Source organism: Promicromonospora alba (genome assembly GCF_042654905.1).
Lineage (GTDB): Bacteria > Actinomycetota > Actinomycetes > Actinomycetales > Cellulomonadaceae > Promicromonospora > Promicromonospora alba.
Window position 1 is genome coordinate 156,937 of record NZ_JBHSFI010000007.1, and the last position, 13,869, is coordinate 170,805.

At 70.5% G+C, this 13,869-nt stretch carries 14 protein-coding genes; 4 read left to right on the forward strand and 10 right to left on the reverse strand.

Annotated elements, in window-relative coordinates:
- Positions 1–81 precede the first annotated feature (81 nt).
- Complete coding sequence (locus tag ACFO6V_RS22285) at positions 82–1,251, forward strand: mandelate racemase/muconate lactonizing enzyme family protein (protein WP_377139569.1); 1,170 nt, start codon at positions 82–84, stop codon at positions 1,249–1,251.
- Between the two features lie 108 nt (positions 1,252–1,359).
- Here the strand turns inward: ACFO6V_RS22285 and ACFO6V_RS22290 are convergent, their stop codons facing one another.
- The 5 genes from ACFO6V_RS22290 to ACFO6V_RS22310 are packed head-to-tail and all read right to left on the reverse strand — an operon-like array spanning position 1,360 to position 6,446.
- Positions 1,360–2,355, reverse strand: coding sequence for an aldo/keto reductase (locus tag ACFO6V_RS22290; protein ID WP_377139572.1), 996 nt, complete (start codon positions 2,353–2,355; stop codon positions 1,360–1,362).
- Positions 2,352–3,212, reverse strand: a complete 861-nt coding sequence (locus ACFO6V_RS22295) for an amidohydrolase family protein (RefSeq protein WP_377139575.1) — start codon at positions 3,210–3,212, stop codon at positions 2,352–2,354. The genes ACFO6V_RS22290 and ACFO6V_RS22295 overlap by 4 nt, the downstream gene beginning before the upstream one ends.
- A gap of 3 nt (positions 3,213–3,215) precedes the next feature.
- A complete protein-coding gene (locus tag ACFO6V_RS22300; protein WP_377139578.1) occupies positions 3,216–4,124 on the reverse strand; it encodes a carbohydrate ABC transporter permease in 909 nt (302 codons plus the stop codon).
- Positions 4,111–5,073, reverse strand: coding sequence for a carbohydrate ABC transporter permease (locus tag ACFO6V_RS22305; protein WP_377139581.1), 963 nt, complete (start codon positions 5,071–5,073; stop codon positions 4,111–4,113). Before ACFO6V_RS22305 ends, ACFO6V_RS22300 begins: the two co-directional genes overlap by 14 nt.
- Positions 5,070–6,446: an ABC transporter substrate-binding protein gene (locus ACFO6V_RS22310; protein WP_377139583.1), complete on the reverse strand. Its 1,377-nt coding sequence runs from the start codon at positions 6,444–6,446 to the stop codon at positions 5,070–5,072. Before ACFO6V_RS22310 ends, ACFO6V_RS22305 begins: the two co-directional genes overlap by 4 nt.
- Before the next feature lie 150 nt (positions 6,447–6,596).
- Between ACFO6V_RS22310 and ACFO6V_RS22315 the strand changes: the two genes are divergently transcribed.
- From ACFO6V_RS22315 to ACFO6V_RS22325, 3 genes are read left to right on the forward strand one after another with little or no spacing between them, the layout of a single operon-like run.
- Complete coding sequence (locus tag ACFO6V_RS22315) at positions 6,597–7,691, forward strand: C-terminal binding protein (protein ID WP_377139586.1); 1,095 nt, start codon at positions 6,597–6,599, stop codon at positions 7,689–7,691.
- Positions 7,688–8,716 carry a zinc-dependent alcohol dehydrogenase gene (locus ACFO6V_RS22320; protein ID WP_377139588.1) on the forward strand — a complete coding sequence of 343 codons (1,029 nt, stop codon included), beginning with the start codon at positions 7,688–7,690 and terminating at the stop codon, positions 8,714–8,716. Before ACFO6V_RS22315 ends, ACFO6V_RS22320 begins: the two co-directional genes overlap by 4 nt.
- The gene (locus tag ACFO6V_RS22325; protein WP_377139591.1) at positions 8,713–9,474 is read left to right on the forward strand and encodes a glucose 1-dehydrogenase; all 762 of its coding nucleotides are present in this window, start codon (positions 8,713–8,715) and stop codon (positions 9,472–9,474) included. Before ACFO6V_RS22320 ends, ACFO6V_RS22325 begins: the two co-directional genes overlap by 4 nt.
- 350 nt (positions 9,475–9,824) lie before the next feature.
- Here the strand turns inward: ACFO6V_RS22325 and ACFO6V_RS22330 are convergent, their stop codons facing one another.
- The 5 genes from ACFO6V_RS22330 to sufC all read right to left on the reverse strand — a co-directional run bounded on the left by ACFO6V_RS22330 (position 9,825) and on the right by sufC (position 13,869).
- Positions 9,825–10,328 (reverse strand): hypothetical protein, encoded by a 504-nt coding sequence (locus ACFO6V_RS22330; protein ID WP_377139594.1) that lies wholly within the window; start codon positions 10,326–10,328, stop codon positions 9,825–9,827.
- A gap of 479 nt (positions 10,329–10,807) precedes the next feature.
- The gene (locus ACFO6V_RS22335) at positions 10,808–11,185 is read right to left on the reverse strand and encodes a metal-sulfur cluster assembly factor (protein ID WP_275007227.1); all 378 of its coding nucleotides are present in this window, start codon (positions 11,183–11,185) and stop codon (positions 10,808–10,810) included.
- Between the two features lie 10 nt (positions 11,186–11,195).
- Positions 11,196–11,675 carry a Fe-S cluster assembly sulfur transfer protein SufU gene (sufU, locus tag ACFO6V_RS22340; RefSeq protein ID WP_377139597.1) on the reverse strand — a complete coding sequence of 160 codons (480 nt, stop codon included), beginning with the start codon at positions 11,673–11,675 and terminating at the stop codon, positions 11,196–11,198.
- A 28-nt stretch (positions 11,676–11,703) separates the two neighbouring features.
- Positions 11,704–13,056: a cysteine desulfurase gene (locus tag ACFO6V_RS22345; protein WP_377139599.1), complete on the reverse strand. Its 1,353-nt coding sequence runs from the start codon at positions 13,054–13,056 to the stop codon at positions 11,704–11,706.
- A gap of 42 nt (positions 13,057–13,098) precedes the next feature.
- Positions 13,099–13,869, reverse strand: a complete 771-nt coding sequence (gene sufC / locus ACFO6V_RS22350; protein ID WP_377139602.1) for a Fe-S cluster assembly ATPase SufC — start codon at positions 13,867–13,869, stop codon at positions 13,099–13,101.

Consider the following 13,869-nt stretch of genomic DNA (forward strand, 5'->3'; position numbering starts at 1 on the left):
GCAGACGTGTGATGTATGCTGTTTAGGGCGCCATGGGGGCGCCGCCACCCGATGACGGGCCCGCGCCGAAGGACAGCAACTATGAAGATCACTGGCTTCCGCACGCTCACGACTGTCCAGGACTGGGGGCGCCCGGTGGGGGACGTCAACGGTTTCATCGACGACGGGATCACCGAGGTCCCCCTGGTCGTGATCGAGACCGATGGTGGGCTGGAGGGTGTCGGCGTGGGATCGCACGCGGACCTGGACCGCCTCTTCCCTGCACTCGAGGGCCAGGACCCGCGGGCGACCTCTACCCTCCACGACCGCATGCTGGCGCACGTCTTCAAGAGCGGGCACGCGGGCGCCACCTTCGGCGGCGTCGGGGCGTTCGACATGGCGCTGTGGGACCTGAAGGCCAAGATGGCCGAGGAGCCGCTCTGGCGCACGCTCGGTGCCGCCGACCGCTTCGTCCCCGCCTACGCCTCGGCCCTCGAGGTCGCCGTGCCGGATGAGGACCTCGGGGCGCTGCTCCAGGGCTGGGTCGACCGGGGCTTCACCAGCGTCAAGCTCAAGGGCGGCCTCGACCTCGACCGGGACGCCGCGCGGCTCCGCCTGGCCCGGGACCTCTTCCGGCAGAACGCGTCGCGACCGGCGCTCATGCTCGACGCGAACGAGTCGTGGAGCCGCAAGCAGGCCGTCCGTCACATCAGCGAGCTGGAGCGCGAGTTCGACCTGACGTGGGTCGAGGAGCCGCTGCGCCGCTGGGACGCCGAAGGGATGGCGATGCTGACGCGCTCGGTCCGCGCGGCCGTCGCGACCGGTGAGAACCTGACGGGCCTCGAGCAGCTGCGGCCCCTGCTGGACGCCGGCGCGGTCGACATCGTGCAGGTGGGCAGCATGTGGGGCGTGACGCACTTCCTCCGCGTCGCGTTCGTCGCCCATGCGCACGACCTGCCCGTCAGCCCCGTCGGCTCGCTCGCCAGCCCGGTGTGGCACGCGGCCGCTGCCGTCCCCAACCATCTGGCACTCGAGGTGCAGAGCCTGACCGACCCCGTGGGCCTGCACACCGACCACCAGGTGGCCGACGGCGGCGTCGTCCTCGGCGACGAGCCGGGCAACGGCCTCTCGATCGACGAGCACGCCATCACCGAGGCGCATGGCCGTGCGGGATGGTCCCGGGCGGCCGGGCCGCACGTCCGCCCGGCACGCGCCGGTCTGCGGCTCGTCGCGGAGGAAGCCACGGGCCGTCTGTCGTCCGAGGGTCGCTGAGCCGGCAAGTGAGCCGACAAGGCCCCCGGATGCCGGGTGGTGCGCCTCGCACCATCCGGCATCCGGGGGCCTTCGTCATCCCCGCCAGGCGCCTTCCTCAGCGCCTCATCAGCGAAGTTCTACGGCTCCGGGGTCCAGCAGGCCCGACTCCGTCAGCTCCGACCAGAGCTCGGCCGGCACACCCTTGTCGTGCCTGTCGAGGTTCACGTCGAGCTGTGCGGCGTCGCGCGCACCGAGCGCCACCGCCGCGACGGCGGGGTGCAGCAGCGGCAGCTCGACGGCGGCGGCGGGCAACGTCGTCCCGTGCCGTTCGCACACCTCGGCGAGCCGGCGCGCGCGTGCGAGCATGTCCGCCGGCGCCGGCCCGTACTCGTACCTGGCGTCGTCGGGGGGCCAGGGCCTGCTGAGCAGACCCGAGTTGAACACGGCGGCGACGACCACGGCGATGCCCCCCGCCTGAGCGGGCTCGAGCGCCGACTGCAGCCCGCTCTGCTCGAGGAGCGTGTACCGCCCCGCCACCATCACGACGTCGGCGAGCCCGGGCGTGAACAGCCCCGGCACCTTGTGCGGAGCGTTGGTCCCCACGCCGACAGCGCGCACGACTCCCTCCGCACGCAGATCGGCGAGGGCCTCGAGGGCCTGGCGGCCCGACTCCGGCGCGTGCTGGTCCGGGTCGTGGGCGTAGGCGATGTCGATGTGGTCCAGCCCGAGACGCTCCAGGGAGGCGTCGATCGACCGCCGCACGCCGTCGCGGCTGAAGTCCCACACGCGGTGCACGTCGCCGGGGACGAGGAAGCCGTCGTCGTCCAGGGGGGTCGGGCTGGGGTTCGGCTCGAGCCGCCGCCCCACCTTCGTCGAGACGACGAACTCCGCACGGGGACGACCCTTCAGCGCCGCTCCCAGCCGGCGTTCCGACAGCCCGAGACCGTAGTGCGGCGCCGTGTCGAAGTACCGGATGCCGCGCTCCCACGCACGGTCGACCGTCGCCGTCGCGTCCTCGTCCGTCATGGCGCGGCCGAGGTTGCCGAGCGTCGCGGCCCCGAACCCGAGCTCGGTCAGCCGCAGCCCCGTGGCCCCGATCGGGCGCGATGGCAGGGGGGTCATCGCGAGATCCCGTAGATCCGGGCGGTGTTCTGCCCGTCGATGGCCGCCTTGTCGGTCGCCGAGAGGTGGTCGGTGAGGTCCAGGTAGGCCTGCAGCCACGCCCCGTAGCCCCCTTCGAGCTCCGCGAGCGGCCAGTCCGAGCCGAACAGCAGGCGGCCGGGACCGAACGTGCGCAGCGCGTGGTCGATGACCGGGCGCAGTCGTGCTGCGGTCCATCGGCCGGGATCGTCCTCCGTCACCAGTCCTGACACCTTGGCGACGACGTTCGGCCGCTCCGCGACCAGGGCGAGGTCGTGGGCCCAGTCGACGAGCTCCGTGCTCCGCAGCGGCACCTTCCCCAAGTGGTCCAGGACGAACGTCGTCCGCGGATGGTCGCGCACGACGTCGGCGGCCTGCGCCAGCTGACGGTGTCCCACGAGGATGTCGAACGTGAGCCCGAGCGGAGCCAGCGCCTCGAGCCCGCGCCCGACGTCGTCGCGTGAGAGCCAACGCTCGTCGTCCTCCTCGAACGTGACGTGCCGGATCCCGACGAGCTTGTCGCCCCCGGGCCCCGCCCGGAGCGTGGCAACCTGCGCGGGCACGTCACCGGTGAGGTCGACCCAACCGACCACGCCGGCGACGGCGCCCAGCTCACGGACGTCGGCAAGGAGGTCGGCCGTCTCCTCGATCTCGTTGACGGCCTGGACCACGATGCAGCCACCGACACCGTTGCGGCCCAGCTCGTCCACCGCCGACGCCGGCGGGAAGTCCTTGTCGATGCCTGCCATCGTCTCGGGGTCGATCCAGGGCTGCGGGTGCTTCGCGCGCTCCCACACGTGGAGGTGGGCGTCCAGGGTCTGTCTCGTGCCAGGTGCCAACACCTACTCCTTTGTCCCGCCGGCCGTCAGGCCCGCGACGAGGAACCGCTGGGAGAACAGGAAGATCAGCAGCACCGGGGTGACCGAGACCAGGGTCGCCACCGCCAGCACCGGCAGCTCGATCGTGCTCATCCCGGCCGACGTCGGGTTGAAGGCCGGCACGTTGCTGAGCATCTCGGTGAGGCCGACCTGGATGGGTGCCGCCGGTCCGGGCACCGTCAGGAACGGCAGGAAGAAGTTGTTCCAGTTGGCCACGAAGCTGAAGAACCCCACCAGCGCGATCACCGGGAGCGCCAGCGGCATCGCGATCCTGCGGAACACGGCGACCTCCCCGCAGCCGTCGATCCGCGCGGCGTCGAGCAGGTCGCGAGGGACGCTCGTGGAGAAGTAGATGTACGTCAGGTACACCCCGAACGGATAGAACGAGAAGGGCAGGATCGCGGCGAGAGGAGTCCCGATCAGGTTGACGGCAGAGAGCTCGAGGAAGATCGGGAGCACCAGCGCGGTGTTCGGGATCAGCATCACGACCAGGGTCGTCGTCAGGAGCACCTTCCGTCCGCGGAAGTCACCGAGGGCGAGGGCGTAGCCGGCCGGGATCGTCGTCACCAGGGTGATCGCGAGGGCGGCCAGCGAGTAGTACGCGGAGTTCCCGAGCCAGCGCAGGATGATGCCGTCCTGGAAGTGGACCAGCGCGTTCCAGTTGGCGGCGAGGTCCCCGAGGGTTCCCGGCACGAACGGCCCTGTGGTGATCAGGTCGTGCGGCGACTTCCCGGAGGCGATCAGCAGCCACACCATGGGCACGACGAAGAAGAGGAGGAAGAAGACCGTGACGACGACGGCGAACGCGCGTCCGAGCCAGTCCCTCGGACTGAGATCGTGGCGGGGTCGCGTGCCTGTGCTAATCGCGCTCAAAGAGGCCTCCTCGGATGACGAAGAACGTGCTCAGGCCGAGCGACACCACGAGCAGGATGACGGCGATGGCTGACGAGCCGTTGAGATCTTGCTGCTTGAACGCGTACAGGTAGGTGAGCTGGTTCAGCGACCAGTCCGAGGGCACGACCGCGTGGCTGGCCTGGGAGAGCACCCGCGGCTCCACGAACAGCTGCGCACCACCCGCCAGGGACATGACGGCCATGTAGGAGATCCACTTGCGCAGCATCGGCAGCTGGATGTGCAGTGCGGTGCGCACCACACCTGCCCCGTCCATGCGCGCGGCCTCCAGCACCTCGTTCGGGATGCTGTTGAGCGCGCCGTACATGACGACGATCCAACCGCCGGCCCCTGTCCAGAACGCGATGATCGCGAAGACGACCGGCAGGTTGCCCGGCGAGACCGTCTGGACGAACGTCTCGAACCCGAAGGCGCGCAGCACGGCCGATACCGGGCTCACGGAGGGGTTGAGCACGAACAACCACAGCACCACCGACGACGCTCCGGCCAGCGCCCCCGGGATGTAGTAGACGAACCGGATGCTTGAGCTCAGCCAGCGCCGCCCGATGCCGTGGACCAGCAGCGCCAGGAGCGTGACGAGCACCAGCAGGGCGACCAGCCAGACCAGCAGGAAGGCGCCCACGTGAAGGACTGCGGGCCAGAACCTGAAGTCGCCCACCACCCGCGTGAAGTTCGCGATCCCGGCGAACCGCCCGTCACCGTCCAGGAACGCGATGAACACGGCGTACAGCGTGGGCAGCACTCCGAACGCGAGCGCGAGCAGGGTGTAGCCGAAGACGAAGAAGTAGCTGACCCGCGACCACCGTCCAGTGACGGTGCGCCGGTTGCTCGCCGGGCGCCGCCGCTGGCTCTCGCGTGGGGAGCCGGCGGCAGCGTCGGTCAGCGACTGCTGAGCTGATGACGTGGTCACTTGATCGCGTACCCGTTCACCTGGGCCTCGTTCTCGATGGCCTTCTCCCACTCCGGCAGAAGGTCGACGAGGCTCTCACCGGCCGCCAGCTTCGGCGTGACCGTCTTGGCCCAGACCGCCTCCTGGCTGAATCGCGGGTAGCCCCAGCCGTCCCAGACCTGGGTCGACGCGGTCGAGACGTTCTCCGCGAAGTCGCCGGCGAAGAAGCCAGCCTCGGCCTGCTTGGCGAGCCACTTGTCGCCCGCGGCCTGGTACGCCGGCAGCCCGGACGCCATGTCCACCTGGTAGCGCTCGTCGCTCGTGACGAACTCGAGGAACTTCTTGGCGGCCTCCAGGTTCGCGGAGTGCTGCGAGATGAACCACGTCCCGCCGCCGACGTTGCCGGCGACCGCGTCCTCACCCTCCCACGCGAGAGGCAGCCCCGCGGCGATCGTTCCAGGCTTGGCATTGAGGGAGTCCGGGTTGCTGAAGAGCGCGCCCGAGTACCAGACGGGTCCGGGGAGCATCAGGACCTTGCCGGTGTACTTCTGCACGAACTCCGGGCTGAAGACGTTCTCCTGCGCGAGGACGCCCGCATCGAGCAGGTCGTCGATGATCGCCGCCATGTCCTGCGCGTACGGGTCGGACGTGTCGGAGCTGAGGGTGTTGGCGTCCACCACGGTGTTCACCGGAGCCTTCGCGCCCCAGAAGTAGATCTCCTCGGCGAACGCGTCACCGACACCACCGATGATGTACCCGGGGTGCTCGTCCGCGACCTTCTCACCCAGCTCCTGGTACTCCTCCCACGTCGTGGGCACCGTGTAGCCGAACTCGTCCATGAGGCTCTGGTCGTACCACGTGACGGTCGGTGCGAGGTCGTTGCGCAGGCCGTAGACGGTGTCGTCCACGGTGAGCGGCGCGAGGGCTCCCTCGGTGAACCCGTCCAGGAACGACTGCTCGAAGTAGCCCTTGTTGAGCGGCGCGGCAAAGGGCTCGTCCCCCTGGCTGGCCCAGGCCGCGTCGTTGTTCTGCGTCGAGAACACGACGTCGGGCCAACCGCTCCCGGCCTGGTTGAAGGCCTGGACCTTGGTCTGGAACGAGCCCGAGCCGTCAGCCCCGCCGTCGTAGGTCTCCACCGTGATCGGGATCTCGGGATAGGCCTTCTTGAAGGCGTCAGCGGCCGGCTGCCGTGAGGCGTCGACCCAGACGGTGATGGGGGCGTCGGCCTCCTGCTCGACGATCGGGAACCCGTACTTCGAGTCCGGCTCCTCGGCCGTCGAAGCACCCGGTGTGCAGGCAGCGAGGGCGAGCATCGATGCGCCGAGCACCGTGGCCAGCGCGACCGACCTCGAGGGGATCCTCGTCGACCGCGCGCGAGTGTGCGGTGTAGTCATGGCTCTGTTCCTTCTTCCTCGGAGAAACACTCAGCACCGCACTGGCGGCGCCTCGTTGAAGTAGATCATACATGTGACGTTTCCTCCAAGTCCCGTTACCCTTCGGATGTAGCGCACCGCTGCGCCACCCCGACCGCCCAGGAGGCACCAGTGCCCAGAACTGAACATCCCCGCGTCGAGAACGCGGATCACCCCCTGCCTGGAGCCGGCTCCGTGTCGCGCACGAGCGCACGGCCGCAGACGCCGGCAGGCGTGGAGGTGCTCGTGCCGGGGACACCGGGCGCGCCGGTGGTGCTGATCACCGAGTGCGACCACGACACCTTCGACGCGGAGATCGCCGTCGCACGGCAGGCCGGGGTGGAGCTGCGGCTGGCGCAGGCGCGCACGGCTGAGGAGCTCGTCGCCGCGGCCGCCGGTGCCGCCGGCCTGGTGGTGCAGTACGCCGAGATCAGCGCTGCGGTGCTGGACGCCCTGCCGGGGCTCCAGGTGGTCTCCCGGTACGGGGTGGGAGTCGACTCGGTCGATGTCGCTGCGGCCGCCGCACGGGGCGTCACCGTGTGCAACGTGCCCGACTACGGCACGGAGGCCGTCTCCGACCACGCGATCACGCTGGCGCTGACCGCATCGCGGGGCGTCGCCCGGCTGGACCGCGGGGTCCGGGCGGGGCGGTTCGACCTTCAGGCGGTGCGGCCGGTGGGCCAGGTCCGCGGATCGGTGTTCGGTGTCGTCGGCGTGGGCCGCATCGGGCACGCGACGGCACTCAAGGCACGCGGGCTGGGATATGAGGTGCTCGGGTTCGACGTGCTCGCGCCCGACGCCGACGGCGAGCTGCACGGTGTGCCCGTGGCGCCTCTCGACGAGGTGCTGCGCCGGGCCGACGTCGTGTCGCTGCACACCCCGTTGACGGTGGCGACCCACCACCTGGTCGGGCGCCGGGAGCTGGCTCTGATGAAGCCCACGGCGGTCCTGGTCAACACCAGCCGTGGCGGCGTCGTCGACACCGACGCCCTCGTCGCCGCACTGGGCGAGGGCCGCCTGCGGGCGGCCGGGATCGACGTCCACGAGGAGGAGCCCGTGCCGGTGGGGCATCCGCTGACCCGGCTCGAGAACGTGACGCTCACGCCCCACCTGGCCTGGTACACGGAGGAGTCCTACACCGAGCTCAAGCGCCGCACCGTCGAGAACGCGGTAGAGGCGATCGCTGGGCGGGTGCCCCGGAACGTGGTGACGGAGGAGACCCGATGACGACGACTATGCAGGCAGCGGTATGGCAGGGACCGGACACGATCACGGTCGAGCAGGTCCCCGTACCCGAGGTGCCCGCCGGGTGGGCGCTGGTCGAGGTCGAGTACACGGGCATCTGCGGCACCGACCTGTCGATCCTGCACGGCAGCCACCCGCGCGCGCAGGCAGGGATCGTGCCAGGACACGAGATCGTGGGCGTGGTCGCCGACGGCGGGACCACGGGGCTCGCCGTCGGCGAGCGGGTGGTGGCCGAGCCCCTCATCTCCTGCGGACACTGCCTGGCGTGCCGCTCGGGCAGCACGCACGTGTGCCGCGACCTCAAGCTGTACGGCATCGACGCACCCGGCTCCCTGGCCGGGTACGTGGCGCTGCCGGCCTCGGTGCTGCACGTCGTCCCGGTCGGCGTGCCGGCGCGGCTGGCCGCGCTGGTCGAGCCGCTGGCCGTGGCGGTGCACGCCGTCGCCCGCTCGGGCCTGCGGACGGGTGACACGGTAGCGGTGCTCGGCGGCGGCCCGATCGGGGTGCTGACCGCGCTCGTCGCAGCGCACGCCGGCGCCGGGCGCGTGGTCGTCGGCGAGCCGCGCACCTGGCGGCGGGAGGTCATCGCCGGGCTGGGCCTCGACGTGGTGCCGGACGGCGTGGACGCCGCCGCCCACCTCGCCTCCCTGACTGCCGGCGAGGGCGCCGACGTCACGTTCGACACCGCGGGGCACCCTGCGGTGGCCGCTCAGCTGCCCGGCGTGTCCCGCGTGCTGGGCAGCATCGTGATCGTGGGCGTGCACAAGCAGCCCGCCCCCGTCGACCTGCAGGCGATCTGCTTCAAGGAGCAGACGCTCGTGGGGGTGCGCGTGTACACCCACGAGGACGTCGCACAGGCGGTGCGCCTGGTCGCGTCCGGAGAGCTCGGGCTCGAGCGGCTCCCCGTCGCCGAGTTCGCACTGGAGGATGTGGCCGCGGCGTTCGAGTCCGCAGCGGCAGGACAGGACAACCTCAAGGTGCTGGTGCGTTCGGGCGGTGCACGATGAGCGGCGCGGCACCGTTCTCGTTGGCAGGGAGGACCGCCGTCGTGACAGGCGGCGGACGCGGCCTCGGCGCGGGCATCACCACCGCGCTCCTGGAGGCCGGGGCGGATGTCGTCGTGCTGGCCCGCCGCGACCTGCCGCAGGAGCTGGCGGAGACGGCCGACGCGCTGGGACGCACGATCGAGCTGGTGTCCGTCGACCTGGCCGACCGCGAGGCCGTCGACGAGGCGGCCGACGACGTGCTGGCCCGCCACCAGGTCGACGTGCTGGTCAACAACGCCGGCGTGCAGGACCGGTTTCCCGCAGCCGAGTTCCCGCTCGACGCGTTCGACCGGGTGCTCGACGTCAACCTGCGCGCGGTGTTCCAGCTCGCGCAGCGGTTCGGACGCCCGATGCTGGAACGCGGGGACGGCGCGATCGTCAACCTCGCCTCGCTGCTCAGCTTCCAGGGCGGCCTGAACGTCCCCGCCTACGCCGCGTCGAAGGGTGCGGTGGCGCAGCTGACCAAGGCCCTGGCCAACGAGTGGGCCGGGCAAGGGGTGCGCGTCAACGCGGTGGCACCGGGCTACATGGCCACCGAGATGAACGAGGCCCTGCTCGCGGACCCGGTGCGGCTCGAGCAGCTCTCGGTCCGGATCCCCGCCGGACGATGGGGCACACCGGCGGACATCGGGAACGTCGTGGTGTTTCTCGCCTCGGCCGCCGCCGGCTACGTGCACGGGCAGGTACTCGCTGTCGACGGTGGGTGGATGGGACGCTGACCGCCGGTCCCCCGACCATCGGAATGCCACCAGCGAACACCCCGCCGCAACACGGTCACTGACGTATGGCGAGAAACGCAACTTGGCGCTCGGCTGGAGTTTCCCAGCCGAGCGTCCTGCACAGGCCCGCAGCACGCGGTCGTGACTCAGCGTCCGCGCCATTGCTCTCCACTCGACGGCTGGACAGCCCGACTCGCGGCGAGCGTAGTAACACATATGATGTATGTGTTGCGATCGAGGACCTCGTCACCGACAACTACGACCTCGCCCAACGACAAGCCCCAGTCCGGGTCACGGTGACGCCACCCTAGGCGACCGCTCAAGCCAGCCAACCGCCTAGACAGAAGGGGTCAGTCCTGGGCGTCGCGCAGGTCGGCGCCGAGCACCGAGAGGTTCTCTCCGATGCTGTCCAGGGCGGCTGCGGCATCACCGCTCACCGCCTCCTCGGCCTGCTCGAGCTGCGCCGTGGCCTGGTCCACCTGCTGCTCCGCGTCGGCAACGGCCTGCTGGCCTTCCGCGGACGCGTCCTGCTCGGCCTGCTCCAATGCGGCCTGCGCGTCGTCGATCGCCTGGTCGGCCTCGGCCACTGCCTCCTCGGCCTCGGCCCTCGCCTCGGCATCGAGGTTCTCGAACGTCGCGTAAGCGTCGTCGATCGACTGCCTCGCCTGGTCGACGACGCCCCGCGCCTCGCCCGAGACGTCCTTGATCTGGTCGGCGGTGTCATCGATGTCCTGGTCCGAGCACGCGGCGAGCGTGCCACCCAGGCCAAGGGTGAGGCCGGTGGCAAGGGCAAGGGAAGCCAGACGGCGGGCGACGGGGACGTGCTGCCGGCTCGCGATGGGGGTGCGGTTCACGCTGTCCTCCTCAGTACGGGTATGGCAGTCAAAACACGGTGACATGGCATGCTCCGAGTCGCATCTGTGCTGGTTTGCACGGCTGCTTCCTCGGTCCACGACCTCGCGAGACCGGCCCGCGCCGGGCAGAGTCGGAGTCCCGGGAACGAGGGCGCGTGCCCGCCCGGCACGTCCGAGCGATCCGAGGCACTCAGGTGGCCGTGGGCCGGCACCTCGTCGTCGTGTTCGACCTTGCCGGTCACCGCGCTCGTGCGCTCCTCCAGGAGACCGAAGATGCGACGGGAAGGTCTGCTGCGTGTCACACCCCACACACCCCGAGGATCGCCCGCCACCTGCGGACTCATCCCGGAACCCGTGGGACTTCAGGTGGCCTCACGGGGCCATCCCTGTCCACTTCCGTCCCACCGGACCGAAAGAGAATCAGCAGGTCAGACGGCACTTCCCGAGTTCAGGGAACTGCCGCCCGACCTCCTCGATCCTCAGACGTTGAAGCCCAACATCCGCAGCTGCTCCTTGCCGTCGTCCGTGATCTTCTCCGGACCCCACGGCGGCATCCAGACCCAGTTCACTCGGAACCCGTCGACGATGCCCTCGAGCGCCTGCGCGGTCTGGTCCTCGATCACGTCCGTCAGCGGGCAGGCCGCCGACGTGAGCGTCATGTCGATGGTCGTGTGGTTGTTCTGGTCCACCTGGATGCCGTACACCAGGCCCAGGTCGACGACGTTGATCCCCAGCTCGGGGTCGATCACGTCGCGCATCGCTTCCTCGACGTCCACCGCAGTGGTGGGCGACGGGCCCACTCCCTCAGCGGGAGCGGCCGGGGCTTCCTGCCCGACCTCGGTACTCGCCTCAGTCATCGGTCTCTCCTCAGCTCGTTGCCAGCGCGCCACTGCGCGCCAGCGAGTCCTTGAGCGCCGCCCAGCCGAGCAGCGCGCACTTGATTCGCGCGGGGTACTGCGACACACCGGTGAACGCCGTCGCGTCCCCGAGGGCGTCCTCCGCGGCGTCGTCGTCCAGGCCCTTGCCGCGGGACGACATCAGGTCGTGGAACAGGGCGTCGAGCCGGGCCACCTCGGCCAGGGGCGCATCCTTGACCAGCGACGTCATGACCGACACCGACGCCTGGGAGATGGAGCATCCCTGCCCCTCCCAGGAGACGCCTGCCACCGTGCCCTCGGGCGTGACGTCGACCCGGAGGATCACCTCGTCGCCGCACGTGGGGTTCACCTGGTGCGACTCCCCCGCGAGGTGTCCGTGGCCCGCCGTGAAGTCGACGAGGCCGTGGCCCACCGGACGCTTCGCGTGGTCCAGGATCACCTGCTGGTACATCTGCTCGAGCGTGCTCACGACGCTGCCTCTCTCGGTGCTGAAGTTCTCATTCTGCTCCGAAGAACGCGCGGACCCCCGCCAACGCTTCCCGGAACGCCACTACCTCTTCGACGGTCGTGTAGACCGACGCCGACGCGCGGGCCGTCGCCGCGACCCCGAACCGGCGGTGCAGCGGCTGCGCGCAGTGGTGCCCCACGCGGACGGCGATGCCCTTGTCGTCCAGCACCTGTCCGACGTCGTGCGCGTGCACGCCGTCGACCACGAACGAGACGACAGCCAGACGATCGGCCGTATCGAGCGGCCCGATGACCCGGACGCCCGGGATGTCGGCGATCTTCAGCATCTCGGCGGCCAGCTCGGTCTCGTGCCGGGCGACGCCCGCCATGCCGAGCTCGTCGAGGTACTGCGCCGCGCACCCCATGCCGACCGCCTGGGCGACCATCTGGGTGCCCGCCTCGAAGCGCTGCGGGGGCGGCGCGTACGTGGTGCTCTCCATGGTCACGACCTCGACCATGGACCCGCCGGTGACGGTGGGCGGCATGGCCTCGAGCAGCTCGCGCCGCCCATACAGTGCGCCGACGCCGGTCGGGCCGAGCATCTTGTGCCCGCTGAACGCGGCGAAGTCGACGCCGAGCTCGTGGAAGTCCACCGGCATGTTCGGCACGGACTGGCAGGCGTCGAGCACCGTGAGGGCGCCGACCCGCTGCGCCGCCGCGACGAGCGTGGCGACCGGCGCGACCGCCCCGGTCACGTTCGACACGTGCCCGAAGGCCAGCACCTTGGTCCGCTCGGTGACGACCGCGTCGAGGTTCGACAGGTCGAGCCTGCCGTCGTCGCCCACCGGGATCCAGCGCAGGACGGCGCCCGTGCGGGCGCACAGCTCCTGCCACGGCACGAGGTTCGCGTGGTGCTCGGCCTCGGTGACCACTATCTCGTCGCCCGGCGCGAGCCGGAACCGCTCGGCCGCCTCACCGCCGCGACCCAGGGACGCGTTGGAGAAGGCGTAGGCCACCACGTTGATCGCGGCGGTCGCACCCGGCTGCCAGACGATCTCGCCATCGGAGGCTCCGACGAACGCCGCCACGGCCGCCCTCGCCTGCTCGAACGCCTCGGTGGCCTCCTCGGCGAGCTGGTGCGCGCCGCGGTGGACCGCGGCGTTGCGCTGCTCGTAGAAGTCCACCTCGGTGTCGAGCACCACCTGCGGCTTCTGGGAGGTCGCGGCAGAGTCCAGGTACACCAGGGTCTGACCGCCCCGCACCGTGCGCTCGAGCAGCGGGAAGTCCGCGCGGACGGCGGCGAGCTCGGTCGTCGAGAGCTGCGTCTCGACGGGCCCGGCGCCCGCGACGGCGGCGGCCTGCGGTTCCTGGTTGCCCGGTCGCACGGTGGCGGTGGTGGTCATGGTCTTCCCCTTGCAGCTAATCAGCAGAGCGTCAGCGGTGGATCAGGCCGAGACCGTCTTGTTGTTGACGAGGTACCGGTCGTAGCCCTCTTCCTCGAGGCGGTCGGCCAGCTCGGAGCCGCCCTCCTCGGCGATCTTGCCGTCGACGAAGACGTGCACGAAGTCGGGCTTGATGTAGCGCAGGATCCGCGTGTAGTGCGTGATGAGCAGGATGCCGATGTCGGTCTGCTCCTTGGCGCGGTTCACGCCCTCGGACACGATGCGCAGCGCGTCGACGTCGAGGCCGGAGTCGGTCTCGTCGAGGACCGCGAAGCGGGGCTTGAAGAGCTCCATCTGCAGGATCTCGTGGCGCTTCTTCTCACCACCGGAGAAGCCCTCGTTCACGGAACGCTCGGCGAAGGCCGGGTCCATGCGCAGGTTCTCCATCGCGCCCCGGACCTCCTTGCCCCACGTACGCAGGGCGGGGGCCTCGCCGGAGATGGCGGTCTTGGCGGTCCGCAGGAAGTTCGCGACCGACACTCCGGCGACCTCGACCGGGTACTGCATGGCGAGGAAGAGACCGGCGCGAGCGCGCTCGTCGACCTTCATCGCCAGGAGGTCCTCGCCGTCGAGCGTGGCGGTACCCGAGGTGACCGTGTACTTGGGGTGGCCGGCGAGCGCGGAGGCGAGGGTGGACTTGCCCGAGCCGTTGGGGCCCATGATGGCGTGGGTCTCACCGCTGGCGATGGTCAGGTCGACACCGTGCAGGATCGGCTTGGGGCCTTCCTTGGTCTCGACGCTGACGTGCAGGTCGCGGATCTCGAGGGTGGGCAT